Source organism: Nonomuraea pusilla, assembly GCF_900109355.1.
In the GTDB taxonomy this organism is placed as follows: Bacteria; Actinomycetota; Actinomycetes; order Streptosporangiales; family Streptosporangiaceae; genus Nonomuraea; species Nonomuraea pusilla.
The window spans coordinates 478,322-504,161 of sequence record NZ_FOBF01000005.1; the positions used below are offsets into that span (position 1 = coordinate 478,322).

At 71.5% G+C, this 25,840-nt stretch carries 22 protein-coding genes; 13 read left to right on the top strand and 9 right to left on the bottom strand.

All coding sequences use genetic code 11. The features are described from left to right. The first annotated feature begins 1 nt into the window (after position 1). From BMX74_RS14070 to BMX74_RS14080, 3 genes are all read left to right on the top strand, one after another. Positions 2-1,450, top strand: coding sequence for an oligosaccharide flippase family protein (locus BMX74_RS14070; RefSeq protein ID WP_091100641.1), 1,449 nt, complete (start codon positions 2-4; stop codon positions 1,448-1,450). Further along, positions 1,451-2,341 carry a glycosyltransferase family 2 protein gene (locus BMX74_RS14075; RefSeq protein WP_055504706.1) on the top strand — a complete coding sequence of 297 codons (891 nt, stop codon included), beginning with the start codon at positions 1,451-1,453 and terminating at the stop codon, positions 2,339-2,341. Positions 2,342-2,411: 70 nt separating this feature from the next. After that, positions 2,412-3,317 carry a hypothetical protein gene (locus BMX74_RS14080; RefSeq protein ID WP_236714838.1) on the top strand — a complete coding sequence of 302 codons (906 nt, stop codon included), beginning with the start codon at positions 2,412-2,414 and terminating at the stop codon, positions 3,315-3,317. On the opposite strand, the gene BMX74_RS14085 is transcribed toward BMX74_RS14080, so the two are convergent. The 3 genes from BMX74_RS14085 to BMX74_RS14095 form a co-directional block, all read right to left on the bottom strand. Beyond that, positions 3,314-4,714 carry a polysaccharide lyase 6 family protein gene (locus tag BMX74_RS14085; protein WP_176573417.1) on the bottom strand — a complete coding sequence of 467 codons (1,401 nt, stop codon included), beginning with the start codon at positions 4,712-4,714 and terminating at the stop codon, positions 3,314-3,316. The two genes, BMX74_RS14080 and BMX74_RS14085, sit on opposite strands and share 4 nt — an antisense overlap. Positions 4,715-4,781: 67 nt before the next feature. Next, on the bottom strand, positions 4,782-5,594 hold the full coding sequence (locus BMX74_RS14090) for an AraC family transcriptional regulator (RefSeq protein WP_236714897.1): 813 nt from the start codon (positions 5,592-5,594) through the stop codon (positions 4,782-4,784). A 5-nt stretch (positions 5,595-5,599) separates the two neighbouring features. Then, positions 5,600-6,580, bottom strand: a complete 981-nt coding sequence (locus BMX74_RS14095) for a hydroxyacid dehydrogenase (RefSeq protein WP_091100643.1) — start codon at positions 6,578-6,580, stop codon at positions 5,600-5,602. A 191-nt stretch (positions 6,581-6,771) separates the two neighbouring features. Between BMX74_RS14095 and BMX74_RS14100 the strand changes: the two genes are divergently transcribed. From BMX74_RS14100 to BMX74_RS14115, 4 genes are read left to right on the top strand one after another with little or no spacing between them, the layout of a single operon-like run. Next, positions 6,772-8,052: a sugar ABC transporter substrate-binding protein gene (locus tag BMX74_RS14100; RefSeq protein WP_082535227.1), complete on the top strand. Its 1,281-nt coding sequence runs from the start codon at positions 6,772-6,774 to the stop codon at positions 8,050-8,052. Continuing rightward, the gene (locus tag BMX74_RS14105; RefSeq protein ID WP_055504711.1) at positions 8,049-8,987 is read left to right on the top strand and encodes a carbohydrate ABC transporter permease; all 939 of its coding nucleotides are present in this window, start codon (positions 8,049-8,051) and stop codon (positions 8,985-8,987) included. Before BMX74_RS14100 ends, BMX74_RS14105 begins: the two co-directional genes overlap by 4 nt. Next, positions 8,984-9,850, top strand: coding sequence for a carbohydrate ABC transporter permease (locus BMX74_RS14110; protein ID WP_055504712.1), 867 nt, complete (start codon positions 8,984-8,986; stop codon positions 9,848-9,850). Before BMX74_RS14105 ends, BMX74_RS14110 begins: the two co-directional genes overlap by 4 nt. A gap of 6 nt (positions 9,851-9,856) precedes the next feature. After that, on the top strand, positions 9,857-11,071 hold the full coding sequence (locus tag BMX74_RS14115) for an alpha-L-fucosidase (RefSeq protein ID WP_091100645.1): 1,215 nt from the start codon (positions 9,857-9,859) through the stop codon (positions 11,069-11,071). 270 nt (positions 11,072-11,341) lie between these two features. Here BMX74_RS14115 and BMX74_RS14120 read toward each other — a convergent pair whose 3' ends face one another. Beyond that, positions 11,342-12,562 (bottom strand): acyltransferase family protein, encoded by a 1,221-nt coding sequence (locus BMX74_RS14120; RefSeq protein WP_091100648.1) that lies wholly within the window; start codon positions 12,560-12,562, stop codon positions 11,342-11,344. A 343-nt stretch (positions 12,563-12,905) separates the two neighbouring features. Between BMX74_RS14120 and BMX74_RS14125 the strand changes: the two genes are divergently transcribed. After that, positions 12,906-13,775 carry a hypothetical protein gene (locus BMX74_RS14125; protein WP_091100650.1) on the top strand — a complete coding sequence of 290 codons (870 nt, stop codon included), beginning with the start codon at positions 12,906-12,908 and terminating at the stop codon, positions 13,773-13,775. Between the two features lie 35 nt (positions 13,776-13,810). Here the strand turns inward: BMX74_RS14125 and BMX74_RS14130 are convergent, their stop codons facing one another. Then, complete coding sequence (locus BMX74_RS14130) at positions 13,811-14,617, bottom strand: 2OG-Fe(II) oxygenase (protein ID WP_091100652.1); 807 nt, start codon at positions 14,615-14,617, stop codon at positions 13,811-13,813. Between the two features lie 148 nt (positions 14,618-14,765). Between BMX74_RS14130 and BMX74_RS14135 the strand changes: the two genes are divergently transcribed. After that, on the top strand, positions 14,766-15,497 hold the full coding sequence (locus BMX74_RS14135; protein WP_055504717.1) for a hypothetical protein: 732 nt from the start codon (positions 14,766-14,768) through the stop codon (positions 15,495-15,497). Continuing rightward, positions 15,494-16,945, top strand: coding sequence for an O-antigen ligase family protein (locus BMX74_RS46275; RefSeq protein ID WP_091100655.1), 1,452 nt, complete (start codon positions 15,494-15,496; stop codon positions 16,943-16,945). The genes BMX74_RS14135 and BMX74_RS46275 overlap by 4 nt, the downstream gene beginning before the upstream one ends. Here BMX74_RS46275 and BMX74_RS14145 read toward each other — a convergent pair. Further along, a complete protein-coding gene (locus BMX74_RS14145) occupies positions 16,884-17,432 on the bottom strand; it encodes a dTDP-4-dehydrorhamnose 3,5-epimerase family protein (protein ID WP_055505402.1) in 549 nt (182 codons plus the stop codon). The two genes, BMX74_RS46275 and BMX74_RS14145, sit on opposite strands and share 62 nt — an antisense overlap. Before the next feature lie 267 nt (positions 17,433-17,699). On the opposite strand from BMX74_RS14145, the gene BMX74_RS14155 reads away from it, so the two are divergent. From BMX74_RS14155 to BMX74_RS14165, 3 genes are read left to right on the top strand one after another with little or no spacing between them, the layout of a single operon-like run. Then, complete coding sequence (locus BMX74_RS14155; RefSeq protein ID WP_256256943.1) at positions 17,700-18,500, top strand: WecB/TagA/CpsF family glycosyltransferase; 801 nt, start codon at positions 17,700-17,702, stop codon at positions 18,498-18,500. A 14-nt stretch (positions 18,501-18,514) separates the two neighbouring features. Further along, positions 18,515-20,566: a glycosyltransferase gene (locus tag BMX74_RS14160; RefSeq protein ID WP_091100660.1), complete on the top strand. Its 2,052-nt coding sequence runs from the start codon at positions 18,515-18,517 to the stop codon at positions 20,564-20,566. Continuing rightward, positions 20,566-21,909: a hypothetical protein gene (locus BMX74_RS14165; RefSeq protein WP_091100662.1), complete on the top strand. Its 1,344-nt coding sequence runs from the start codon at positions 20,566-20,568 to the stop codon at positions 21,907-21,909. The genes BMX74_RS14160 and BMX74_RS14165 overlap by 1 nt, the downstream gene beginning before the upstream one ends. Here BMX74_RS14165 and BMX74_RS14170 read toward each other — a convergent pair. The 3 genes from BMX74_RS14170 to BMX74_RS14180 form a co-directional block, all read right to left on the bottom strand. Further along, the gene (locus tag BMX74_RS14170) at positions 21,899-22,768 is read right to left on the bottom strand and encodes an NAD-dependent epimerase/dehydratase family protein (protein WP_082535137.1); all 870 of its coding nucleotides are present in this window, start codon (positions 22,766-22,768) and stop codon (positions 21,899-21,901) included. The two genes, BMX74_RS14165 and BMX74_RS14170, sit on opposite strands and share 11 nt — an antisense overlap. 66 nt (positions 22,769-22,834) lie before the next feature. After that, positions 22,835-23,881 (bottom strand): 2-oxoacid:ferredoxin oxidoreductase subunit beta, encoded by a 1,047-nt coding sequence (locus tag BMX74_RS14175; protein WP_055504721.1) that lies wholly within the window; start codon positions 23,879-23,881, stop codon positions 22,835-22,837. Further along, positions 23,874-25,718 (bottom strand): 2-oxoacid:acceptor oxidoreductase subunit alpha, encoded by a 1,845-nt coding sequence (locus tag BMX74_RS14180; protein WP_091100665.1) that lies wholly within the window; start codon positions 25,716-25,718, stop codon positions 23,874-23,876. The genes BMX74_RS14175 and BMX74_RS14180 overlap by 8 nt, the downstream gene beginning before the upstream one ends. Positions 25,719-25,840: the final 122 nt, after the last annotated feature.

The following is a 25,840-nucleotide window of genomic DNA, read 5'->3' on the forward strand; positions in this document are numbered from 1 at the left end:
CATGGACAAGACGGAGCGGGTCGAGGAGATCGGCGCGCGAGCCGGACGAGGGCTGCGCTGGAGTCTCCTGGGCAACCTCGTCACCCGGGCGGGCTCGTTCGCGATGGGCCTCGTGCTGGCCCGGGTGCTCGCTCCTGACGACTTCGGCACATACGCGGTGGCGCTCGCGGCGACGCAGATCGTCATGCACATCAAGGACGTCGGCATCCACGCGGCCACCATCCAGTGGCGGGGCCGCCTGGAGGACATGGCGCCCACGGCGACCGTGCTCAGCTTCCTGTTCGCCACCGGCCTGTACGCCGTCTTCTGGGCGTTCGCCCCGGCCTTCGCCGCCATGGCGGGCAACGCGGGCGCGGCGGGCGTCGTCAGGCTGCTCACCTCGATCATCCTCATCGAGGCGTTCACCGCGGTCCGCAGCGCGGCCCTGCTGCGCAGGTTCGACCAGGACAAGCTGACGCTGGCCATCATGATCGGCTTCGTGGCGAACGCGGCGGTGGCCATCACGCTCGCGCTCGGCGGCGCGGGCGCCTACAGCTTCGCGTGGGGGCAGGTCGCCGCCTCGGTCGTCACCGGGATCCTGATCTTCTTCTGGGGCTGGGTGCCGGTCGAGATCGGTTTCGACCGGGAGGTGGCGGCGAAGCTGCTGCGGTTCGGCGTGCCGTCGGCGCTCGGGTTCGGCCTGGAGGCCGTCCTGATGAACTCCAGCTACGTCGTCGTCGGCGACGTGCTCGGCTCCGAGCAACTCGGCTACTACCTGCTCGCGTTCAACGTGTCGAGCTGGGTGCCCGGCATCATCGGCACCGCGCTGCGCTACGTCTCGCTGCCCAGCTTCTCCCGGCTGGCCGAGGACCCCGCCGCGCTGTCGGAGGGCGTGCGCAGGTCCGTGCCGGTCATGGTGGCGTTCGTGCTGCCGCCCGCGCTGGTCATGGCCGTGCTCGCGCACCCCCTCATCACGTTCCTGTACGGCGACCGCTGGGACCTGTCCGCCGGGGTGCTGCGCTGGCTCGCCGTCCTCATGGTCGTCAGGATGCTGATCTCGTTCCTCGCCGTGGACATCCTGACCGGCCTCGGCGCCACCAGGACGACCGTCGTGCTCAACCTCTGCTGGGCCGTCGCGCTGCTGCCCGCCCTCGTGGCCGGGGCGCACCTGGGCGGCATCAGGGGCGCGGCCGTCGCGCACGCCGTCGTCGCCGTGACCGTCACCGTGCCGATCGCGCTGTTCGTCCTGCGCCGGGCCGGGGTGCGGCTCGCGCCCACGCTGCCCGACCTGGTCAGGCCCGCCCTGGGCGGGCTCGCCGCGGGCGCGCTGATGCTCCTGCTGGAGCGGCTGACCCGGTCGGGGCCCGCGCCGGTGCAGCTCGTCGTCGCAGGAGGCGGGGGACTGCTGCTGTTCGTCCTGGTCGCGGTGCCGGGCACCACACTGAGCAAACTGGTCAGAAGGAGCGCCTGAATGGCACGTACCGACACGCTGGTGTCCGTGGGGCTGCCCGTCTACAACGGGGCCGATCGCGTGGAGAAGGTGATCCTGTCGGTGCTGGCCCAGGACCACCCCGCCGTCGAGCTCGTCATCTGCGACAACGCCTCGACCGACGGCACCGAGGAGATCTGCCGCGCCCTCGCCGCGGGCGACGACAGGATCGTCTACCACCGGCAGCCGTACAACATCGGCCAGATCCCCAACTTCACCGACGCGCTGCACCGGGCGAGCGGGGAGTTCTACCGCTGGGCGGGCGACGACAACTGGCTGGCCCCCGACTACGTCTCGCGCTGCCTGGACGTCTTCGAGGCCGACGAGCGGCTGATCCTCGTCACCACCCAGCAGTCCTACACCGGGCCGGACGGCGCCACCGGCACGGCGGCGTACACGGGGACCGGCTACCTGTCCGACGACCCGGTGGACCGCTTCGAGGAGGCGCTGCGGGCGTTCACCGGCGACCCGTTCGCCATGGACCCGCTCTACGGCCTCATGCGCCGCGAGCAGATCATGAAGGTGGACCGCGGCAGGACCCTGCTGCGCGAGGACGAGATCTACGCGGCCAGGATGGCGCTGGCCGGCCCGTGGGGGCACGTCCCCGAGGTGCTCGCGGGCCGCAACTGGGAGCCGCAGCGCCTGTCCGACATCGCCCGCAAGATCGGCGTGCCGCCCTGGCAGGCCCGCTTCTCCACCCTCATCCAGTGCGGGGAGCTGCTGCGCGCGCTGGACGAGGCCGCGCTCACCCCCGCGCAGCGCAGAAGGGGCCGGGCCGCCGTCGCCGCCATGTACCTGCGCAGGCACGGCGGCACGGCCCTGCGGCGCGGGCGCAGGCTCGCCGCCATGGGCTCGGCGCTCGTCCGGCGCTAGCCCTTGTAACGAACGCCGCCGAACCGGCGAGTACGGAGTGCTCGGGGGGTGATCGGAAAGGACATCCGCAATGCTGACCACCGTCTATTCCAACAGCAAGGTGGACGACGAGACGCGCCGGGGGCTGATCTTCGAAGGTCAGGTCTTCGTCTACTCGGCATCGCCCGCGACGAAGGAGCTGATCGCCTTCGCCGACGAGCTGATCAGGGAGGCTTTCGGGCCGCACGACCCGGAGACCGCGCAGTTCGACATGCCCGTAGAGGAGTTCGCGGCGCTGCTGGCCGACCTGAAGCCCCGCTTCATCCACCACCCCCGGTGCGAGGAGCTGCTGCCCGCCGTGTTCGAGGAGTTCGGCTGCGACCTCGGCACGACCTACTACGACGTCCCCCGCCTGCGCACCTCCACCTCGGACGACTACCTCACCTCCGGCATCTCGTACGCCTACCACGCCCACAGGGACTGCTGGTACTCCGCGCCGTTCAACCAGGTCAACTGGTGGATCCCGGTGTACGGGGTGGTGCAGGAGAACGTGATGGCCTTCCACCCCCGCTACTTCGACAACCCCGTGCGCAACAGCAGCGACCGTTACGACTACGCCGTCTGGAACAGCGTGGAGCGTCCCGACGCGCCCAAGCACGTCCACAGCGACACCAGGGAGCAGCCGAGGCCGCAGGAGCAGATCGAGCTGCACCCGCAGCTGCGCGTGGTGCCCGAGCCCGGCGGCGCCATCCTGTTCTCCGGCGCGCAGCTCCACTCCACCGTCCCCAACACCTCCGGCAGGACCAGGTTCAGCATCGACTTCAGAACCGTCCACATCGACGACGTGGCCGCCCGCAGGGGCGCGCCCAACGTCGACTCCCGCTGCGTGGGCACGACGCTGCGCGACTTCAGGCGCTCCTCCGACCTCGCGCCGATGCCGGAGGAGCTGGCCGCCGCGTACGAGAGCGAGGCCCTCGCCCTGGCCCGCCGGGGCTAGCCGGCCTGCCAGGACGGCCCGGTCTCCTCCGTCCGCGGCGGGGCGGGCGGGGTCCAGTCGCGGGAGGGCACGACCTTGATCCCCTCGGTGCTGTTGGGCGGGTTGACGTCGAGCGTCCCGCCGTAGACGACGTTCCCGCGGAAGGCGTTCGGCTGGAAGGAGAACTTCGCGAGCGGCGGCGCCGTGTCCTGCACCGAGGTGGTCACGGCCACGCCGCCCTCGGGCCTGTGGCTGAGGTTGCCGGTGAAGGTGTTGCGCTCGGGCAGCAGCACCATCTGGTAGCCGGGCCAGTGGTTCTTGTAGAACCAGCCGATGTGGATGTCGCTCTTGGCGTTGCCGGTGAACACGTTGCCGGTGAACGCGCTGTCGGTCACCTGCCCGTAGTGGAACAGGTAGCCGTGGGGCGTGCGCGGGTTCGGCTGCGGGACGAAGTCCGGCGTCAGGTAGTCGAGCTGGTTGTTCTCGTCGAACAGATGCTCCCCGCTGGTGACCTTGAGGCCGTAGCCGGAGACGCCCTGCACGTAGTTGCCGCGCACCACGTGGTGGTCGCCGCTGACGCGGATGCCCTCGCTGGCCGGGTAACGGTCACCGATGATGGCGTTGCTCTCCACCGTGTTGTAGTTCCCGTAGCGCAGCACCAGGCCGCCGCTGGACTGCCTGATGGTGTTGTTGCGGACGGTGTTGTGGTTCGACTTCAGCGAGATGATCTCGTCGTCGCCGTCGACATGCTCGAAGAGGTTGTTGTCGATGGTGAAGTACGCGCCCTCCTCGGCGCCCTCCTCCGCCCACTGCCCGTAGCCCCAGATGCGCAGCGCCTCCATGCCGTTGCGGCGGAGGTTGGGGACGTCGGCGAAGCGGGTGTGGTCCACCCGGTTGTAGGTGGCCGCCGGGCCCCGGTCGTTGCCGACCAGCGGCTCCTGGTGGGCCTTGCCCTTGAGCAGACCGTGGTCGAACCGGTTGTGCCCGCCCTTGAAGAAGACCCAGTAGTACGGCGTGGCCGGATCGCCGGGGTTGAAGTCGATCACGGCGGTGTCGGTGACCCTGCCGCGGTCGCTGTTGAAGGAGATGACCGAGCCCGCGCCGTCGGGCGCCTGGCCGGAGGTGAACGTCAGGCCGCTCACGGTCAGGTCGGGGCTGTTGAGCGACAGCGCCGACCTGCCGGTGAGCAGCACCTTGCCGGGCGTCTGCGCCCTGAGCGTGAGGGGCCCGGGGGCGCGCAGGTCGATGACGGTGTCCTGCCAGGTGCCGTCGGCCATGACGATGGTGCCCGCCGTCCCGATCGCCGCGTTCAGCTCGGCCTGGTTCGAGACGAGCCGTTCCCCGTCCGTCGAGGCGTGCGCGGGCGCGGCGGGCAGCAGCAGGGACGCCGCCGCGACAAGGGCTGCCAATCGGTTCATACCGGCAACGTAGGGAAAGCGCTTTTCCTTGGGCATGGGCAAAACTCGGGCAGTCCTAGGACGATCCTCAGGATGCCTGGTGCAAGGCCCGGTACTGCGTGGGCGTCAGCGAGGTCACCTGGCGGAAGACCCGTGACAGGTAGGAGGCCTCCCAGCCCACCGTCCCGGCGATCTCCTCGATCCTCTGCTCGGTGTGGATCAGCGCCTGCTTGACCCGTTCGACCCGGAGCTGCCGGATGTACTGGTTGGGGGAGACCCCGAAGAGCTGCGCGAAGTAGGTGATGAAGTAGGTCGGGTTGTAGTGGAAGACCTCCGCCAGCCGCCCCACCGTCAGCGCCTCGGCCAGGTGCGCGTCGATGTACTCCAGGATCCGGCCCGGCCCCTCGCTGAGCGGCCGCAACGAGCCCAGCGGCGCGTGGTCCACCAGGTAGGCCGTCAGCTCCATGAGCACCGCCCGCTGCCGCAGCGGTCCTGTCACCTGCGTCGTGCCCCTGCCCGCCGCCAGCAGCCTGACGAACATCTCCCGTACGGCCGCCGGATCCTCCACCTCCATCACCCGGGGGAGCGCGACCAGCGAGGCCAGTTCGCGCCCGGCCACGGTGGCGGTGAAGTTCGCCCAGTACTTGCGCAACGGGCGCTCCTTCGAGCTGGAGAAGGCCAGCGCGGACCCGGCGGGCAGGAAGTAGAGCTGGCCGGGACGCGGCAGGTACTCCACGCCGTCCAGGGTGATCGAACCCACCCCGTCGAGGATGAGGTAGATCCGGTTGTAGCCGTCGGTCCGCGCCTGACGCCCCCAGCCGGCGGGGACGGGATCGGCGTGCCCCGCCATGAGCAGGTCGAGATCGAGCCGCCGCAGGTGCTCCCTGAGTGCCGGGTCCATCGCGGTCACGCCCGCAGGCTCGCCAGCGCCGGGTTCACCGCGTGCCGCAGCGGTTCGCCCGCGGCCAGGCGGGCGACCTCGGCCAGCACCAGCTCGCCCATCCTGCCGCGTTCGGCGCCCATCGCCCCGGCCAGGTGCGGGGTCAGGACCGCGTTGGGCAGGCCGTACAGGGGCGATCCAGGCTCCGGCGGCTCGGGCCAGGTGACGTCGAGGACCGCGGTGAGGTCGGGCCGCCGGCGCAGGACCTCGACCACGGACGGCTCGTCGAGGACGGCGCCGCGGGCGGTGTTGACCAGCGTCGCGCCCGCGGGCAGCCGCGCCACCAGCGGGCCGTCGACCAGGCCCGTGGTCTCGGGCAGCAGCGGGGCGTGCACGCTGACGACCTCGCAGGTCTCGAACAGCTCGGCCAGCGGGAGGAGCGGGACGCCCAGCACCGAGGAGGCGTGCGGGTCGTAGGCGACCACCTCCAGGTCGAAGGCGCGCAGGTGGGAGGCGACCAGGCGGCCGATCTCGCCCAGGCCGAGCAGCCCCACCCGCGACCGGTAGGCTCCGGCCACGCGCACCTCGTCCGGGTAGCGGCCCAGCTCCTTGATCTCGCGGGAGATCCGGTGGAACTGCTTGAGCGCCAGCAGGATCTGGGCCAGCGTGAACTGCGCCACCGGCACCGCGTTGGCCGAGGCCGCCGACACGATCGGGATGTCCCGCGCCCAGAACTCCGGCGTGGTCAGCGGGCGCACCGAGCCCGCCGCCACGAGCACCGCCCGCAGGCGCGGAGCGTGACCGAGCAGGCCGGCGTCGAGCTCCGGGGCGCCCCAGCCGGAGAGCAGGACCTCCACCTCCGACAGCACGCTGGGATCGGCGGCCAGTTGCTCCCGCGTCATCGCGGGAGCCTGCCATTCGACCAGGTCGGCCAGCCTTTCCAGGACGTGCGCGGGGTAGACGTCGGCCCGTCTGCGCTCCTCCATCACCAGCAGTGCTTTGATCATCTCTTCCTCGTTTCATCGGATGCCTGGGAAGACAGGGTGCCGCATAACGGGACAGCTCTATCGGGGGTCGTTTATTCATCGGAGCATTGACCGGGGAACGTGACCACCGCTACCTTCCGGGAAATCGCTTGCCAAGGAGAGGGAGCCGTCCACATATGCGAACCCCATCCACAATGTTGGCATGCCTGGTGATGCTCACAGCATGTTCGTCAGGCACCGCCGGGACCAACGTCGAGCAGGACGCCAAGGCCACACTCGAACTCTGGACCAGGACCACGCCCGGCGGGCCCGGCGAGCAGGGCACGCTCAGGCTGGCCGCCGCGTTCGAGAAGGCGACCGGCCACAAGGTCAAGGTGACCGCGATCTTCGACGACTTCGAGACGAAGATGCAGCAGCGGGCCGCCCAGAAGGACCTGCCCGACATCGTCATGAACGACGTCGCCCAGCTGGGAACGATGCAGAGCCAGGGGCTGCTCAGGGAGATCGACCTCACCAAGCTCGCCGGGGCCGAGAACGTGTCCGAGCGCGCGCTCGCCTCAGGCAAGGGCGTGGACGGCAAGCAGTACGGCGTGCCGTACTCCGCGCAGGCCACGGCGCTGCTGATCCGCAAGGACTGGCGGGAGAAGCTCGGGCTGAAGCCCCCGCAGAGCTGGGCGGAGCTGGCCGCCCTGGCCAAGGCCTTCACCGAGAAGGACCCCGACGGCAACGGCCAGAACGACACGTACGGGCTGGCCGCGCCGCTGTCGACCAAGCGCGGCTACGCCTCCTGGTACTTCTCCAACTTCCTGTGGGCGGGCGGCGGTGACTTCGTCGCCGACGCGGGCGGCGGAAAGTACAAGCCGGCCATGTCCACCCCCGAGTCGGTCGCGGCCGCGCAATGGTTCCGCGACCTGGCGTGCAAGGACAAGGTCATCCAGCCGGGCGCCGTCACGATGGACACCCCGCCGACGAACGAGACGTTCGAGTCGGGCAAGACCGGCATGTACGTCGTCGGCCCCTACCTGATGCCCCGCTACGACAAGTCGCTCGGCAAGGACAAGTACGAGGTCGTGCCCATGCCCCAGGGGGCCAAGAACGCCGACGTGCTCGCCGAGGGCGGCGCGATCTACCTGATGGCCGGCTCGCCCAACAACGCGGGCCAGGACGCCTTCGCGTCCTACGCCATCTCCGCCGAGGGCCAGAAGGTCGGCATGGAGGGCGACACCGCCTACATCGTGCAACTGCCCGTCAACAAGACGGTCGACATCGGCCAGGTCCGCCCCGATCCCAGGTGGAAGACCTACGCCGACGTCTACCAGAGCTCCGGCCACTACCCGCCGTCGATCCCCAACTGGACCCCCGTGCGGCAGGCCGCCGCCGACACCGTCAACGCCCTGGTCGCCGACTGCGGCCTGGACCTGAAGGGCGAGCTGCAGAAGCTGGACACCAAGCTCGCCGGGATCCTGGCCGAGCAGGGCGTCGCCGCGTCATGACGGCGGTGGAGGTCGATCCGGCCCCTGTGGCCGGGCAGGAGCGCCCGAGCGGCCGGAGCGGAAGGAGCGGGCGGAGCGGGCGCTGGTGGGTTCCGTGGCTGTTCCTGGCCCCCGCGCTCGTCCTGTTCCTGTACTTCAAGTTCATCCCCATGGGCAACGCCCTGGTGATGTCCTTCCAGAACGTGCAGCCCTTCCTCGGCAACCAGTGGGTGGGCCAGGACAACTACGTCAAGGTCGTCACCTCCGACGGCTTCCAGCAGGCCGCCTGGCACACCGTCCTGCTCGCGGTGTTCCAGACGGCGGGGTCGATGCTGCTCGGGCTGGTGCTCGCCCTGCTGATGGAGGGGCAGAGCCGCAGGCTGACCTTCATCAGGTCGGCGGCGTTCCTGCCGGTCGTGGTGCCGATGGCGGTCATCGCCGAGCTGTGGCGGATCATGTACCACCCGACCGGCGACGGCATGCTGAACTCGCTGCTCGGCCTGGTCGGGCTCGGGCCGTCCGGGTTCATCAACGACCCGCACACCTCGATGGCCTCGGTCATCGCCACCGGCGTCTGGCGGGGCGCGCCGTACGACATGATGATCTTCCTGGCCGGGCTGGCCGGGGTGAACAGGGACCTGTACGAGGCCGCGATCGTCGACGGCGCGTCACGGTGGCGGCGGCTGCTGCACGTGACGCTGCCGGGGCTGCGCTCGGTGTTCTCGATCCTCTTCATCCTGGCGGCCATCCGCGGCCTGCGCGTCTTCACCGAGGTCTACCTGCTGACCAACGGCGGGCCGAACGGTTCGACCGAGGTCGTCATGACCCTGATCACCAAGCTGGGCCTGGAACAGAACCGGCTGGGCGTGGCCTCCGCGGGAGCGGTGCTGCTGTTCCTGGCGACGCTGCTGCTGACCGTCGTCGTGTCCGTCCTCAGGCGGAGGGAGAAGGAATGAGCGCGGCCAGCGAGACCGCCCTCGGGCTCAAGGAGAGCAGGACGCCGCAGGCGCGGCTGCTCAGGCTCGTCGTCCACGCGCTGGTCCTGGTGGTGTTCGCCGGGCCGCTGCTGGCGCTGCTCGTCAGCGCGTTCAACCACGTCTCCGACCCGACGCAGCTCAGCGTCGTGCCCTCGCGCCCGACGCTGGACAACTTCGCGGTCGCCGTCGACCACGGGGTGCTGAAGTACCTGCTGAACTCCTTCTTCGTGGTCGGGTTCGGGCTGCTGCTGCAGGTGGCCGTCTCGACGCTGGCCTCCTACGCGCTGGCCCGCAAGCGCTTCCCGTTCATGACGCTCGTGTTCGTCGCGATCCTGGCCACGCTCATGCTGCCGGAGGAGATCCTGGCGATCCCGCTGTCGCTGATCCTGTCGGACCTGCCGGTGCTGCACATCAACCTGATCGGCACGCTGGCCGGGATCATCGTGCCGGTCGGCGCGTGGGCGTTCTCCATCCTGGTCATGACGGAGTTCATGCGGGACGTGCCACGCGAGCTGGAGGAGGCGGCGCGGATCGACGGGGCGGGGGAACTGCGGATCTTCGCCTGGATCATCCTGCCGATGTGCCGCCCGGCGCTGGGCGTCATCGGGGTGTTCGGGTTCACCATGATCTGGGACCAGTACCTGCTGCCGATGCTGGTCGCCAGCGACTCCTCGACCTACACACTGCCGCTGGCGCTGCGCACGCTGCGGATCGACCCGATCGTCACGCCCGGCGTGGTGATGGCGGCCTCGCTGCTGGCGCTGCTGCCGTCGGTGATCGTGTTCCTGTTCTTCCAGCGCTCGTTCGTGCATGGACTGTCGTCGGGCGCCCTCAAGGGATGATTTTTCATGAACTGGTTGATCAATGATCGTTTTGGAATGTTCGTGCATTGGGGTCCGTACTCGCTGGCGGCCCGGCACGAGTGGGTGAAGTCGCGCGAGAAACTGACCGACGCGCAATACCAGCCCTATGTCGACCATTTCTCGCCGGACCTGTACGACCCCGCCGCGTGGGCGCGGACCGCCAGGGCGGCGGGCATGCGTTACGCCGTGCTGACCACCAAGCACCACGACGGATTCTGCCTCTGGGACAGCGACCTGACGGACTACAAGGCCCCCCGTGACCTGGTAGAACCGTTCGTCGCGGCGTGCCGCGCCGAGGGGTTGAAGGTGGGTTTCTACCATTCGCTGATCGACTGGCACCACCCGGAGTTCCCCCTGGACGGAACCCATCCACAGCGCGATGTCCGCCCTATTCCCGAACGTGACGTCTCGGTGTATCGGCGATACCTGCACGGCCAGGTCAGGGAACTCCTTACCCGTTACGGAACGGTCGACTATCTCTTCTTCGACTTCTCCTACGCCGGCCGGAGCGAATGGTGGGGCGGAAAAGGCCCCGAGGACTGGGGCTCGGAAGAACTGCTGGCGATGGTGCGCGAGCTGCAACCCGACATTCTCGTCAACGACCGCCTGGGCATTCCCGGCGACTTCGTCACCCCTGAGCAGTACCAGCCCTCCGCGCCCATGCCTGGCCTCTGGGAGGCCTGCCAGACGCTGAACGGAAGCTGGGGCTACGACCGCGACAACCTCGACTACAAGAGCGCGGACCTGCTGGTGAAGATGCTGGTCGACGGGGTGTCCAAGGGCGGCAACCTGCTGCTCAACGTCGGCCCTGACGGGCGCGGGCGCATCGACCCGCGCGCCACCGCGCTGCTGGCCCGGATCGGCGGCTGGATGGAGCTGCACGAGCGCTCCATCCGCGGGTGCGGCCCGGCGGAGTACCACCCCCCGGCCGACTGCCGCTACACCCGCCGCGGCGACCGCCTCTACCTGCACCTCTTCAGCTGGCCGCTGCGCCACGTGCACCTGGATGGGCTGGCGGGCAAGGTGCGCTACGCGCAGTTGCTCAACGACGCCTCGGAGATCAGGTTCGTCAGCACCGACCCGGACCAGGAGGCCCAGAACACCCGCATGGGCGGCCAGGCGCCGGGCACGCTCACGCTGGAGCTGCCGGTGCAACGCCCCGACGTCCTGGTGCCCGTCGTCGAACTCTTCCTGGAATGACAGGCAGGCGAGGCAGGCGTGTCAGGGCCGGTCGGCGCGGAACGTGAGAAGCAGGTCCCGCACCGCCCGCTCCTGGGCGGGGCCACGAGCGCCATGGACGGATGATGACACCAGGTAGTAGGTGTGCGGCGCCTCCATCACGGTCGCCCAGGAGACCAGGGGGAGCTCGACGTCCTGTCTACCGTGTCCGGGTCGCTCTGTCAGTGATTGAGCCATGATGCGAGGAAACCGTAACAGGGCAGTCCGGCGGACGCCGACCGGAGACAGGTCCTAGGCGGGGCGGCCGGGCTGTCGGGTGAGGCGGTTGCGTGCCGCCGCGCGCAGCGCGGCACCGCTGCGGTGCCGCTGGAACGGCAGCTCGAACACCGCCGCGAACCCCCTGGCGAACACCAGCGACACCGGCACGGCCAGCGCCAGCAGCAGCAGGAACCTGCCCGTGCCCGGCTCCGCCAGCGGCGCGGCCACGTAGCGGTCGAGCGCCACCACGATCGGCGCGTGCACCAGGTAGAGGCTGTAGGAGAAGGAGCCGAGCGACCGTACGGGGCGGGTGTCCAGCAGGCGGACCAGCGGCGCGGGACGGCCCCGCGCCACCGACGCGAGCAGCAGCCCGGCGGCGGGCGCGAGCGCCAGGTCCACCCAGAACAACTGCCCGATCGTCCACGCCGGGCTGCGCACCGCGATCAGCACGGCCACGGGCGCCGCGGCGGCGAGCGCCAGCCACGGCAGAGCCGCCCCCCGGCGCCCCCAGGCAGGCCGCGAGGTTTCGCGGGCGGGTCCGGAAGGTTGGCGGGCGCGCCGCCAGGGTTCGCGGGCGCGTCCTGAGGGTTGGCGGGCGGGCCGCGAGGTTTCGCGGGCCGCTGCTGCCGCCACGACGCCCACCGCGAACAGCACCGCGAACTGCGGGGTCAGCCGCATGAGCGCCCCCACCGCGGGGACCGAGGGCGCGAGCAGCCCCACCGCGACCACGACCACCGTGACCGCGCCCACCGTCACCGTCGCGCCCACCCGGCGCACCGCCAGGAGCAGGAGCGGGAACAGCACGTACAGCTGCGCCTCCACGGCGATCGACCACAGGGCGCCGTTCGGGCTGGGCGAGCCGAACACGTCCTGCAGCAGCAGCCCGTACACGACCACCGTCTTACCTGTGGGCACGGGCTGGCCGGGCTGCGGTGCCAGCGTCCAGGCGACCACGAGGCTGAACAGCAGCGCCGCCCAGTACGGCGGAAGGATGCGCCAGGCGCGGCGGCGGGCGAAACGGCGCACCCCGCCGAGCCGCCAGCCCGCCCTCGCGGGGGAGACCGCCAACGAGAAGCCCGAGAGCGCGATGAAGACGACGACCGCGAAGTGGCCGTACAGCAGCCAGCTCGCCCACCAGGGGCCGGTGTCGGCGGGGAAACCGGGGTAGGCGAGCAGCCGGCAGTGGTGCAGCACGACGAACAGCGCCGCCAGCCCGCGCACCCCGTCGAGCCCGCCCAACCTCCCGCCGCCCACCCCCTGACGCCCCTCGGCCCCTTCCCGCCCGGCGGCTTCTTCGCGTCTGGACGCGTCCTCCCGGGCGGCGGCCTCTTCGCACCCGGTCGTCTCTTCGCGCCCGGTCGCCTGGATCGCCGGGGGGCCCGGTCGCGGGTCCGAGAGCTCGTCCGCCGAGGAGTCCACCGGCCCACCCCTGCCCCCGTCACGGCCGCGACTCGGCCCCCGTCGGATCTATCGCGGCGCGCCCGCCTGGCGTAACAGTCCCTGTAACAGCCGCCGAGGAAAGCGCGATGTCCACATTGGAACGGTTTTCCCGGGGGTTGGCTGCGCCCCGTTGCTTCGGGTCAAGGGCGGGGGACACATGGAGTTCTGGAAGACCATTCTCGGCCTGACCCGCCGGAAGGTCGTCGCGATCCCGGTGTTCGCGCTCACTCTCGCCCTGGCCGCAGCCGGCTGGGCCCTGCTTCCCGAACGGTACGTCACCAGCGCCTCCATGGTGCTCGTCACCCCGTCGGGCGGCGGCTCCATCGACAGGACCAAGCCCGTCGCCCAGACCAACCCCCTCCTGCAGTTCACCGACGACCTGCGCACCACCGCCAGCATCCTCATCCTGGCCATGAACACCACCGACGTCTTCACCTCGCTCGGCGTCACCGAGGACGGCCCCACCGACCTCACGATCGACGACGGGCGCAGCAACCCGCAGCTCCTCGGCGTCGGCACCACGGGGCCGTTCATCTACATGCAGGTCGAGAGCGACTCGCCGGCCACCGCGTCCAAGGTGCTCGGAGCGGCCGAGGAACGGCTCAAGGAGGAGCTGGAGGACCGCCAGAACGAGCTGAAGGCGCACCCGATCACGTTCGTGCAGGTGGAGGACGTCGTACGGCTCCCACCCGAGTCGGACCTGACGGCCAAGCTGCAGGGCGCGGTCGGCGGGGCCCTGCTCGGCCTGCTGGCCGGCCTGGGCACCGCCTACGCCGTGGAACGCAGAAAGCTCATCCTCACCCCGGAGGCTCCGGAGGCCCCGGCGGCCTCGGCGGCCCCGGCGGTGGCGCTACCGGAGCCCGCCCGGACCGCGCCCGGCGACGGCAACGACGACGCCGACGGCCAGGGGAACGGCCGGACGCCCGGTGACGCTGACGGCCAAGGGAACGGTGTGACGCCGCCCCCGGCGCTCACCGACCTGGACGAGACCGGCCCCATCGACGTCGTCCGCCTCAACGCCCGCTGACCCGCCTCCCGCCCCCTCGTCACCGGACCGAACGGTCAGGTGGTGCGGCGGTTGGCGAGGTCGAGGAGGGCTGGGGGGAGCCAGCGTCTGGCCGTCTGGCGCAGGCTGGACCTCCAGGTCTCGCCCGGCCGCTGCTTGAACCGGGTGTCGTGCTCGTCGGCCGCCTCCTCGGCGGGCCGGCCGTTGGTGTAGTAGTACAGCGCCATCGACCGCCGGGCCCGGTCCGGCGGGCAGGCCAGGGGCTCCGGGTGGCCGTGGTTGGCGTCGTCGGTGGTGGCGAAGAGCACGAACCGGTTGAACACCGGCAGGATCCGGTGCTCGCACGCCGTCATGTCCCTGTTCCAGAGCTGGAGGTGCCCGCCGTACGAGTCCTCCCAGTCCTTGTTGAGGTAGAGCAGGCCGTTGAGCCGCCTGTCGAGGTTCAGTCTGCGGTGCCGGTTGAAGTCGACGTGCACCTTCAGGAAGCCGCCCGGCTTGATCTGGTGCAGGCCGCCGCCGTCGTAGTGCGGGTCGGGGACGAGGTGCTCGATGCCGGTGAGCCGTTCGAGGAAGTCGACGAACACCTGGCCGTTGAACTCCGCGAGCAGGTGCCGCGTGGCGGGCCCCATGCGCTCGGTGTCGGCGAGCGCGAGCTTGATCTCCCTGGCGTTGTCGAAGCGCTGCCACTCGACGTCGCGGGGTTCGGGGAACTCGGCGAGCACGGGCTCCAGCGCGCTGGGCGGCAGGAAGTCGTCGATGACCACGTGCCGGAACGGCGTGGCGGCGTTGAAGGTCTCCCGCAGGCTGTCGGCGAGCGGGAGGAGCTGGTCGCGGCGGAAGGCAAAGCTGCGCACTCTCTGCATTGGTGCTCCCCACCCTGGTTGCCGTCGGAGTGCCCCGCGAGGATCATCGCCCCCCTTCTGTGGCCCGTTACAAATATCCCGGTAACGCCGAGTACCTGGTGGTCCGATGCTCTTGGGGAGGCACGAATTCGCTGAGGAAGGACGTGTCTTGGACTTCTGGGGGACCGTCCGCGTCGTCTTCCGCCGCTGGTACGTCACGATTCCCGCGTTCCTGCTCGCCCTCGGCGTCTCGTTCGCGGTGTACCTGAGGATCCCCGCGATGTACCAGTCGAACGCCGTGCTCGTGCTGACCATCCCGGTGACGGGCGGGAGCGTTCCCGTCGACCCCGCCTACCCGAACCCCCGTACGAACCCGCTGCTGAACTACGACGGCGCGCTCAACGTGTCGGCGTCGATCCTGCTCCAGACGCTCAGCGCGCCGGAGACGGCGGCGCAGCTCGGGGCCCCGCCCGGCGGCCTGACGACGTACACGGTCAACAACGGCAGCTCCAACCCCGAGCTGCTGGCCAGCGGCCCGTTCGTGATCATCGAGGCGAAGAGCCCGTCGCCCGTCGCCGCGCGCGAGCTGGTCACGAAGATCGTGGCACGGGCGAAGCAGGAGCTGGCCGCGCGGCAGCGGCTGCTGCAGGCGCCGCCGAGTACGTACATCAGGCTGACGGAGATGGTGCCGCCGACCAGCCCGCAGGAGCAGCGCGGGGGCAAGAGCCGCACCGCGGCGGCCGTGCTGGTGCTCGGCCTGTTCTGCAGCCTGACGGCCGGGTTCGCCGCCGAGAGCGTGGCGGCGGCGCTGCGCCGAAGGCGCGAGGGGACCGTTCCACCCGACCCCCTGCCACCGGGCGCTCCGCCTGGCCGGGACGAGCCGCTGGCGCTGCGGCGATGACGGTCACGCCCCAGGCCGAGCCTCAGTCCGAGCCCCAGGCGCCGCCGCGGGCGGCCTTCCAGGCGGCCCCGCGCAGGGCGACGCGGCCGCACCGCGCCGACGGCGCCACCGTGGCCGTCGTGTTCGTGGTGATCCTGATGATCGTCCCGGCGCGGCTGGTCTTCCGCGGGCTGTCGTTCGCGATCACGCCGGCCGAGGCCGTCGGACTGTTCGCCATGGTGTGGTGGCTGTGCGCGCACTTCACCGACACGCTCGGCGCCGCCAAGGGCCGCACCCTCGTCCGCACCGCCGTCTTCGTGTACGCCGCCTCGCTGCTCGCCACGTACGCGTACGCGACGGCCGGCTACCTGCCGAGGGACGAGCTGGACCTCGCCGACCACCTGGCCGTGACCGCCACCTCCATGATCGGCGTGGTGCTGCTCGTGGTCGACGGCGTGCGCGGCAGGGACCGGCTGGACCTGGTGCTGAAGAGCGTCGCGGTGATGGGCGCCGTGCTGGGCGTGATCGGCGCGGTGCAGTTCCTGGTCAGGTTCGACCCGACCGCGTACATGGTGCTGCCGGGCCTGCGCTACACGCAGCAGGAGCTGTTCATCCTGGAGCGCAACGGCCTCAGCAGGGTGGCCGCCACGACGGGCCACCCGATCGAGTTCGCGGTGGTGTGCGCGATGATCCTGCCGATCGCACTGCACTTCGCCTTCCGCGCCAGGGAGCAGGGCCGGCCGTCGCTGCGCTGGTGGGTGTGCGCGGCGCTGATCGCGTCGGGGATGGTCTTCTCGGTGTCGCGTTCGGCCTTCGTCGGCCTGGCGGGGGCCGCGGCGGTGCTGCTGGTGGGCTGGCCCCGGGTGCGGCGGCTGCTGGCCGCGGGCGCGATGCTGCTGTTCCTGGCGGCGGTGAAGGTGGCGGTGCCGGGCGTGCTCGGCGCCATCGTGAACCTGTTCACGACGATCTCGACCGACTCCAGCCTGCGCTGGCGGACGATGGACTACGCCACCGCCGCCACCGAGATCGCCAGGCACCCGTGGCTGGGCCGCGGCCTGGGCACCTGGTACGCCCCCAAGTACCTCGTCTTCGACAACCAGTACATCCTGACGGCCGTCGAGACGGGGCTGATCGGCCTGGCGGCGTTCGTGGGCCTGTTCGCGGCGGGGATCTGGTCGGCGCTGCGGGCGAGGCGGCTCGCGGCGGGCCCGGTGGACCGCGACCTCGGGCTGACGCTCGCGGCCTGCCTGGTGGTGCCGCTGATCGGGTCGGCGACGTTCGACCTGCGCTCGTACGCGGTGGTGACGGGGCTGTCGTTCCTGCTGGTGGGCGCGGCGGGGGCGCTCCTCAGGGAGGCGCGCCCCGGGGAGGCGCGCCCGGGGGAGGCGCGTCACAGGGAGGCGCGTCTCAGGCGCCGAGACGGCGGCGCAGGTCCTTCCACGAGCCCGCCGACAGGTCACGCCCGCTGATCGCGGTGACGGGCAGCGGCCAGGCGATGGCGAGGTCGGGGTCGTCGTAGCGGACGGAGACGTCCTCGGCCGGGTCGTGCTCCCTGTCGATGCGGTAGCAGACGTCGGCCTGCCCGGTCAGCGCCTGGTAGCCGTGGAGCAGGCCGGGCGGGACGTACAGGTGGGCGAACGCCTCGTCGTCGAGGACGACGCTCATGGCCTGCCCGAAGGTGGGCGAGCCGGGCCTGGCGTCGACGAGCACGTCGTGGACGGCGCCGCGGGCGCACCTGACGAGCTTCGCCTCGCCGCGTCCTGAGCGCCCGTGCAGCGCCCTGACGGTGCCGAGGCGGGAGCGCGACTGGCTGTCCTGGATGAAGGCGGCGGGGTCGAGGCCGTGGGCGGCGGCCACGGCCGCGTCGAACGTGCGCGTGAACAGGCCCCTGTCGTCGTGGTGCGGCGTGGGGTGGAAGATCAGGACCCCGTCGAGCGTGCCTCGTTCCACTCTCATGCCGCCATGGTCGCGGATCGTCGCCGCGCCCGGCCAGGCCCAGCGGTAACGCAATTTCCGCCCATATCGATTATCAGGCGAAAGGTCGGGATGACTGGGGGCTCGGCCAGGAAAAGGAGCGAGGACATTCCGGCGGATCCCTTCCTGACGGCGCCCGGCGCATCGGAACCTGACGCATCAGGACCCGGCGCATCAGGGCCGGGCGCATCAGGGCCGGGTGCATCAGGGCCGGGTGCATCAGGACCCGGCGCACCGTCGCGGGTGCGCGTGGGCGCGATCGAGGTCATGGCCGTCACCGAGGCGGCCGTCGCCGAGCAGGTCGCCCTCGGCTGGTCGCGTGGCGAGGGAGGCGCGATCGTCACCGCCAACGTGGACATCGTCAGGGCCGCCACCCGCGACCCCGCGCTCGCCGCCCTCGTCGCCCGCTTCGAGCTGGTCGTCGCCGACGGCATGCCGGTGGTGTGGGCGGGACGCCTGGCCGGCGTCCGGTTGCCCGAGCGGGTGACCGGCGCGTCGCTCGTCCACACCCTGGCGCGGCGCGCCGCCCGCGACGGGCGCTCCGTCTACCTCCTGGGCGGCGAGCCGGGCGTGCCCGAGGCCGCCGCGCGGGCGCTCGCCGGCCGGTTCCCGGGGCTGCGGGTCGCGGGCACGCACGCGCCGCCGTTCGGTTTCGACGCCGACCGGGACGGGCGGCGCGAGGCCGTGCGCCGCGTCGCCGAGGCCCGTCCCGACCTGGTGCTCGTCGGTCTCGGCTTCCCCAAGCAGGAACGGCTCATCGAGGACCTGCGCGCCGCGCACCCCCGCGCCTGGTACCTGGGCTGCGGCGCCGGCATCGCGATGGCGGCAGGGCGGTTCCGCCGCGCCCCCGCCGCCCTGCAGCGCGTGGGCGGCGAGTGGCTGCACAGGCTCGTGCTGGAACCGCGCCGCCTGGCCCGCCGCTACCTGCGCGACGACGCCCCCTTCGCCGTCGCGCTGCTCGCCCGCGCGCTCCTCGCCCGTGCTCTTCTCGTCCGTTCCCGCGTCACCCGCGCGCTCCTCGTGAGGGCAGGCCGCGACCGTCGATCCTGAGAGGCCACGACCGCATGCTCGCGATAGTGATCGTCACGTACTTCAGCGAACGGGTGATCGGCGACTGCCTGCGCTCGCTGCCCAGGGCGGGCGCGGGCGGCGCCCGCGTGATCGTGGTGGACAACGGTTCCGCCGACGCGACGCTCGCCCGCGCCCGCGAGGCCATGCCGGACGTCGAGGTGGTCGCGACGGGACGCAACGCCGGGTTCGCGGCGGGCGTGAACGCGGGCGTGGCCGCCGCGCCCGGCTGCGACGTCCTCGTGCTCAACCCGGACGTCAGGCTGGCCCCCGGCGCGATCGCCGCGCTGCGCGCCGCCCTGGACGTGCCCGGCACGGGGGTCGCCGTGCCCCGCCTGACCGGCGAGGACGGCACGACCCACCTCTCGCTGCGGCGGCGGCCCACCGTGCTGCGGGCGCTCGGCGAGGCGCTGCTCGGCGGCCACCGGGCCGGACGGCACGCCCCGCTCGGCGAGCTGGTCGTCGCGCCGGAGTCGTACGCCAGGCCGGGCACGGCCGCGTGGGCCACGGGCGCCGCCTGGCTGGTCTCCCGCCGCTGCCTCGACGCGACGGGCCCCCTCGACGAGCGCTACTTCCTGTACTCGGAGGAGACCGAGTACCTGCTGCGGGCCGGCGACCTCGGCTTCGAGGTCCGCTACACGCCGGACGCGGTCGCCGTCCACCTGGGGGGCGAGCAGGAGACGTCCAGCGGGCTGTGGGCGCTGTCGGCGGCGAACCGGGTCAGGCTGCACAGGGAGCGCCACGGCCGGGCGCGGGCCCTGGCGATGAGGCTGGCCGTCACGCTCAACGAGGCGCTGCGGGCCGCCGCCAGGGGCCGCGCGGGCGGTGCCCGCCACCGGGCCGCGCTGCGGGCGCTGTGGCCGCCGCGGCGCTGGCCGGCGAGACCTCCCGGCACGCCGGAGCCGCCGGGTTACGTGTGCTTCTCCGCGCAGGACTGGTGGTACCACAACCGGGCGCACTCGGACTTCCAGCTCATGCGCTCGATCGCCGCCCACCGCAGGGTGCTGGTCGTCAACAGCATCGGCATGCGCATGCCGACGCCCGGCAGGTCCACGCAGGTCGCCCGGCGCATCCTGCGCAAGCTGGGCAGCGTCGCCAGGTTCCTGCGCGAGCCGCAGCCCGGCTTCCACGTCATGTCGCCGCTGCCGCTGCCGTTCTACGGCTCGCCGCTGCTCCGCCGCGCCGGCGCCGCCCTGGTACGGGCCCAGGTCAGGGCCGTGTGCCTGGCGCTCGGCCTGCGCCGCCCGGTGTTCGTGGTGACCATCCCCACCGCCTGGGACGTCGTCCGCCCCCTGGCCAGGCGGTCGCTGGTGTTCAACCGCTCCGACCGGCACTCGGCCTTCCCCGAGTCCGACCGGGCCACGATCGAGGCGCTGGAGCGCGGGCTGCTGCGCGGCGCCGACCGCGTCGTGTACGTCAGCAGGGCCCTGATGGAGGAGGAGCGCCCGCTCACCGGCGGCCGGGCCCACTTCCTCGACCACGGCGTGGACCTGGAGCACTTCACCCGCACCTCGGACCTGCCCGCCGACCTCGCCGCGATCCCTGGGCCGCGCGTCGGCTTCTTCGGCGCGCTCGACGACTTCGTCGTGGACTTCGACCTGCTCGAACAGCTCGCCGCCGCCCTGCCGGACGTGTCGCTGGTGCTCATCGGCGACGCCACCGCGCCGATGGACCGGCTCACGAAGTACCCGAACGTCCACTGGCTGGGCTTCCGCCCGTACGAGCGCATCCCCGCGTACGGGTCGGGCTTCGACGTGGCGATCATGCCGTGGCTGGACAACCCCTGGATCCGGCACTCGAACCCGATCAAGCTCAAGGAGTACCTGGCCCTGGGGCTTCCCGTCGTCAGCACGGACTTCGCCGAGCTGGCCGCCTACACCGGCCGGGTGATCCGGGCGCCGTCCCCCGCCCGGTTCGTCGCGGCCGTCAGGGTCACGCTGGAGACGGGCGGGCCGAGACCAGCGGAGGAGCTGCGCGCGTCCGTGCTGGACGCGTCCTGGTCGTCGCGGGCGGCCGAGCTCATGGCCTTGGCGGAGGGGGAGGGCTGATGCGGGCGACGCGCCCGGTGCTGGCCGTGGCCGGCCTGCTCGCCGCGGGGATCCTGGCGTGGTCGGCGCTCGGCACGCCGCCGGGCGAGTCGCCTGCCGCGCCGCGGACGTCCCCCTCCTCGTCGCGCGGGGACGGGCCCGCCCCCGCCTCCGGTCTGCCCCGCGTCCCCTGGGAGGGCGGCCCCGCCTACTACGCGCGCTTCCCCGCGACGGCCGCCGCCGGCTGGTCCGACCCGTCGTTCTTCCCCGTCGGCGTCTGGTACGAGTCCGTGACCGGCCAGGGCGACGTGGACAAGGACAAGGAGGCGGGCGTCAACACCTACGTGGAGCTGACCGACACCAGCGACCTCGCGCTGATCAGGCGGAACGGCATGTTCGCGATCCCGAGCAGGCCCCTTCCGGGCCACGGCGCCGAGACGGTCGCCTGGCTCATCACCGACGAGGCCGACATGTGGGCAGGGCCCGGCGACGACGGCTGGACCGGCAGGTTCCCCGGCGAGGGCCCGCTGTGCGTCCCCGACGACCCGCACAAGGAGCGCTGCGGCTACACGGTGATGAGGACGCTGAAGGACCGCCTGCCGAAGGGCGACGGCCGCCCGCACTACGCCAACTACGGCAAGGGCGTCATGATCTGGCAGAACGACCGGCAGGCCGGCAGGTTCGTCAACGACTACACCGACCTCGTCTCGCTCGACGTCTACTGGTACACCAGCCTCTACGCCTGCCAGGACGCGCAGAGCTGGCTCAGGATCCCGGCCGCGCAGTGCCGCAGGGCGGCCAACTACGGCATGATCATCGACCGGTTGCGCAAGCTCGACGCCGCCGACGGCAGGAGGCAGCCCGTCTACGCGTTCGTCGAGGTCGGCCGGCCCGCCGCCGAGGACACCCGCGCCATCGAGGCGGCCGAGCTCAAGGGCGCCGTCATGAACTCCCTCATCCACGAGGCGAGGGGCGTCGTCTACTTCAACCACAGCTTCGGCGGGCCGTGCCAGAGCCAGCACGTCCTGCGCGACTCCTGCGGCGCGCGCACCAGGCCCGCCGTCATCGAGGTCAACCGGCAGATCAGGCAGCTCGCCCCGGTGCTCAACACCCAGTCGCTCGTCCACGACTTCGGCCAGGGCCTCGACACGATGCTGAAGGAGTACAAGGGCTCCCTCTACGTGTTCGCGATGACCGGCGCGGGGACCACGCCCGGCGCGCGCACCTTCACCCTGCCGCGCGGCCTCGCCGTCCGGGACGTGGAGGTGCTCTTCGAGAACCGGCGGGTGCCCGTCTCGGGCGGCGCGTTCACCGACTCCTTCGCCCAGGAGTACTCCTACCACATCTACAAGATCACGCCCTGAGCGCGGAGAACCAGGCGACGGTCCTGCGCAGCCCCTCCTCCAGCAGGACCCGCGCCTCCCAGCCGAGCAGCTCCCTGGCCGGGCCGGGGTCGGCGGCCTGCGGCACGTCCAGCGGACGGTCCGGCGCCGAGCCGAACGGCGGCTCCGACTCCTCGCCGGCGATCCGGTACAGCAGCCCGACCGCCTCCCGCACCGGCACCGTCGTGCCCGTGCCCACGTCGAACGCCGCGCCGACGGCCCGCTCGCTCGCGCCCGCCAGCGCGAACGCCTCGGCGACGTCCTCGACGTACACCCAGTCCACGGGCTTGGCGCCGCTGGTCAGCCGCGGCGTCGCGCCGCGCAGCAGCGCCAGCGTCACGTACGGCACCACCTTCGAGGTGTCGCGCTGGCCCGGCCCGTACACCATGGTGGGCCGCACGATCGTGTACGGCAGGTCCCACAGCCGCCGGTACAGCTCGGCGTACCCGGAGGCCGCGGCCTTCGCCATCGCGTACGGCGACGGCGGCGGGCAGTGGCCGTTGCCGGGACGCGGCTCCTCGCTCGACCCGGCGAGCACCACCCGGCAGCCGGAGCGCACGACGGCGTCCAGCAGGTTCACGGTGGCCACGAGGTTGCCGTCGAGGGTGGGCCTGACCACGCCGGGGTCGCGCGCGCCGTCCACCTGGCCCGCGAGGTGGAACACCACGTCGGGCGCGACCTGGCGGACCAGCCGCGCCGCCGCGCCCGCGTCGCGCAGGTCGGCCTGCCGCCTGCCCGCCGGGTGCACCTCGGCGCCCAGTTCGGCCAGGCGCCTGGCCAGGTGCCCGCCGATGAAGCCGGTGGCCCCCGTCACGAGGACCCGCCTGCCCTGCCAGTCCACCGGACCACCTCCGGACGCGGAAGGGGCCCGCTCACGCCGAGCGGGCCCCGTCGAACCAAGCGGACGTCAGCCGATGCGCCAGGTGTCGCCGCCCATGAGCAGCTCGCTCAGGTCGCCGGGCCCCTGCCGCTCCACCGCCTGGTCGAGCTGCTCGGCCATGAGCACGTCGTAGGCCGGGCGGTCGACCTGCCGGAAGATGCCGACCGGGACGTGCTCGAACGCCGGCTCGTCCAGCCGCGACAGCGCGAACGCCACCGACGGGTCGGGGTTGTGCGCGTCGTGCACCAGGATGTCCTGCTCGCTCGCCTCGGAGCGCGGCACCACCTGGATGCCGCCGTTGGCGCCCCGCACGACCGCCTTGGACGCGCTCACGATCGGCTGCCCGTGCTCCAGCCGCAGCGTGATGTCGTCGCGCACGTCCGGGTCCTTCATCGGCTCGAACGCGTTGTCGTTGAAGATGTTGCAGTTCTGGTAGATCTCCACCAGCGACGTGCCGCGGTGCGCGGTGGCCTCGCGCAGCACCGACTGCAGGTGCTTGCGGTCGGAGTCGAGGGTGCGCGCCACGAACGTGGCCTCCGCGCCGATCGCCAGCGAGATCGGGTTGAACGGCTTGTCCAGCGACCCCATCGGCGTCGACTTGGTGATCTTGCCGACTTCGGAGGTGGGGGAGTACTGGCCCTTCGTCAGACCGTAGATCCGGTTGTTGAACAGCAGGATGTTGAGGTTGACGTTGCGGCGCAGCGCGTGGATCAGGTGGTTGCCGCCGATCGACAGCGCGTCGCCGTCACCGGTGACCACCCACACCGACAGGTCGGGCCGCGAGGCGGCCAGGCCCGTCGCGATCGCCGGCGCCCGCCCGTGGATGGAGTGGAAGCCGTAGGTGTTCAGGTAGTACGGGAAGCGCGAGGAGCAGCCGATGCCGGAGACGAACACGATGTTCTCGCGCCGCAGCCCCAGCTCGGGCAGGAAGCTCTGCACCGCCGCCAGGATGGCGTAGTCGCCGCACCCGGGGCACCAGCGCACCTCCTGGTCGGACTTGAAGTCCTTCAGGCTCTGCTTGGCGTCGGTCTTGGGGATGAGCGACAGGCCCTTCCCGTTCACGAGCTCAGTCACTGTCGATCACGTCCTGGATGACTCCGGCCAGCTCCTCGGCCTTGAAAGGAAGCCCGCGCACGCGGTTGTAGCTGATGATGTCGACGAGGTAGCGCGCCCGCAGCAGCAGCGCGAGCTGGCCGAGGTTGATCTCGGGCAGCAGCACCTTGTCGTAGTGCTTGAGCACCTCGCCGGTGTTGGCGGGCAGCGGGTTGAGGTGACGCAGGTGGGCGTGGGCGACCTTGCCGCCCTCGCGCCTGATGCGCCGCGCCGCCGCCGCGATCGGCCCGTACGTCGAGCCCCAGCCGAGCACCAGCACCCTGGCGTCGCCGTCGGGGTCGTCGACCTCCAGGTCGGGCACGTCGATGCCGGCGATCTTCGCCGCGCGCAGCCTGACCATCAGGTCGTGGTTGTTCGGGTCGTAGGAGATGTTGCCGGTGCCGTCGGCCTTCTCGATGCCGCCGATGCGGTGTTCGAGGCCGGGCGTGCCGGGGATGGCCCACGGGCGGGCCAGGGTCTCCTCGTCGCGCTTGAACGGCAGGAACCGGCCGTCCTCGCCGTTGGGCGCGGTGGTGAACTCCTGCGAGATGTCGGGCAGCTCCGAGATCTCCGGCAGCCGCCACGGCTCGGAGCCGTTGGCCAGGTAGCCGTCGGACAGCAGCATGACAGGCGTGCGGTACTTGACCGCGATCCTGGCCGCCTCGATCGCGGCGTCGAAGCAGTCGCTCGGGGACATCGGCGCGACGATCGGCACCGGCGACTCGCCGTTGCGGCCGAACATCGCCATCAGCAGGTCGGTCTGCTCCGTCTTGGTCGGCATGCCGGTGCTCGGCCCGGCCCGCTGCACGTCCACGATGACGAGCGGCAGCTCGGTGGTGACCGCCAGGCCGACCGTCTCCGCCTTCAGCGCCACGCCGGGGCCTGAGGTCGTGGTCACGCCCAGCGCGCCGCCGAACGCGGCGCCGAGCGCCGCGCCCACGCCGGCGATCTCGTCCTCGGCCTGGAACGTGCGCACGCCAAACCGCTTGTGCTTGGACAGCTCGTGCAGGATGTCGCTGGCCGGGGTGATCGGGTACGACCCCAGGAACAGCGGCAGCTTCGCCTGCACGCTCGCCGCCACCAGGCCGTAGGCCAGCGCCTGGTTGCCGGAGATGTTGCGGTACAGGCCCGGCGCGAGCTGGGCGGGCTTCACCTCGTACGACACCGAGAACGACTCGGTGGTCTCGCCGTAGTTCCAGCCGGACTGGAACGCGGCGATGTTGGCCTTGGCGATGTCGGGCTTCTTGGCGAACTTCTGCTCGAGGAACGCGATGGTCTGCTCGGTCGGCCGGTGGTACAGCCACGACAGCAGGCCGAGGGCGAACATGTTCTTGGCCCGCTCGGCGTCCTTCTTCGAGATGTCGAAGCCTTCGAGCGCCTTGACGGTGAGCGAGGTCAGCGGCACGGCGTGCAGGCGCCACTCGGCCAGCGAGCCGTCCTCCAGAGGGTTGGCGTCGTAGCCGACCTTCTGCAGGTTGCGCTTGGTGAACTCGTCGGTGTTGGCGATGATGTCGGCGCCGCGCGGCAGGTCGCCCAGGTTGGCCTTCAACGCGGCGGGGTTCATCGCGACGAGGACGTTCGGCGCGTCGCCCGGCGTCAGGATGTCGTGGTCGGCGAAGTGCAGCTGGAAACTCGACACGCCGGGCAGGGTGCCCGCGGGCGCGCGGATCTCGGCCGGGAAGTTGGGCAGCGTGGAAAGGTCGTTGCCGAACTCGGCGGTGCCCGCCGTGAATCTGTCGCCGGTGAGCTGCATGCCGTCGCCGGAGTCACCGGCGAACCTGATGATCACGCGGTCGAGTTGCTGGACCTGCTTCGTCACAGCTCAGTCCTCCTCGACGCGCCACTGCGCGGTCGCTTCTGGCGCGTTCTCTTTTTCCATGCTAGATCCTCGAAAGGTCACGCGTTCCCACCCTGGGGAAGTGGCCCCGGGCAAGTGGGCGA

Bases quoted from the DNA above. Each gene is read 5' to 3' on its own strand.
- BMX74_RS14160 (WP_091100660.1), top strand. From the start codon at position 18,515: ATGCTCGCGATAGTGATCGTCACGTACTTCAGCGAACGGGTGATCGGC.
- BMX74_RS14095 (WP_091100643.1), bottom strand. From the start codon at position 6,580: ATGATCAAAGCACTGCTGGTGATGGAGGAGCGCAGACGGGCCGACGTC.
- BMX74_RS14165 (WP_091100662.1), top strand. From the start codon at position 20,566: ATGCGGGCGACGCGCCCGGTGCTGGCCGTGGCCGGCCTGCTCGCCGCG.
- BMX74_RS46275 (WP_091100655.1), top strand. From the start codon at position 15,494: ATGACGGTCACGCCCCAGGCCGAGCCTCAGTCCGAGCCCCAGGCGCCG.
- BMX74_RS14085 (WP_176573417.1), bottom strand. From the start codon at position 4,714: ATGAACCGATTGGCAGCCCTTGTCGCGGCGGCGTCCCTGCTGCTGCCC.
- BMX74_RS14080 (WP_236714838.1), top strand. From the start codon at position 2,412: ATGCTGACCACCGTCTATTCCAACAGCAAGGTGGACGACGAGACGCGC.
- BMX74_RS14105 (WP_055504711.1), top strand. From the start codon at position 8,049: ATGACGGCGGTGGAGGTCGATCCGGCCCCTGTGGCCGGGCAGGAGCGC.
- BMX74_RS14070 (WP_091100641.1), top strand. From the start codon at position 2: ATGGACAAGACGGAGCGGGTCGAGGAGATCGGCGCGCGAGCCGGACGA.
- BMX74_RS14125 (WP_091100650.1), top strand. From the start codon at position 12,906: ATGGAGTTCTGGAAGACCATTCTCGGCCTGACCCGCCGGAAGGTCGTC.
- BMX74_RS14130 (WP_091100652.1), bottom strand. From the start codon at position 14,617: ATGCAGAGAGTGCGCAGCTTTGCCTTCCGCCGCGACCAGCTCCTCCCG.
- BMX74_RS14115 (WP_091100645.1), top strand. From the start codon at position 9,857: ATGAACTGGTTGATCAATGATCGTTTTGGAATGTTCGTGCATTGGGGT.
- BMX74_RS14075 (WP_055504706.1), top strand. From the start codon at position 1,451: ATGGCACGTACCGACACGCTGGTGTCCGTGGGGCTGCCCGTCTACAAC.
- BMX74_RS14110 (WP_055504712.1), top strand. From the start codon at position 8,984: ATGAGCGCGGCCAGCGAGACCGCCCTCGGGCTCAAGGAGAGCAGGACG.
- BMX74_RS14100 (WP_082535227.1), top strand. From the start codon at position 6,772: ATGCTCACAGCATGTTCGTCAGGCACCGCCGGGACCAACGTCGAGCAG.
- BMX74_RS14145 (WP_055505402.1), bottom strand. From the start codon at position 17,432: ATGAGAGTGGAACGAGGCACGCTCGACGGGGTCCTGATCTTCCACCCC.
- BMX74_RS14090 (WP_236714897.1), bottom strand. From the start codon at position 5,594: ATGGACCCGGCACTCAGGGAGCACCTGCGGCGGCTCGATCTCGACCTG.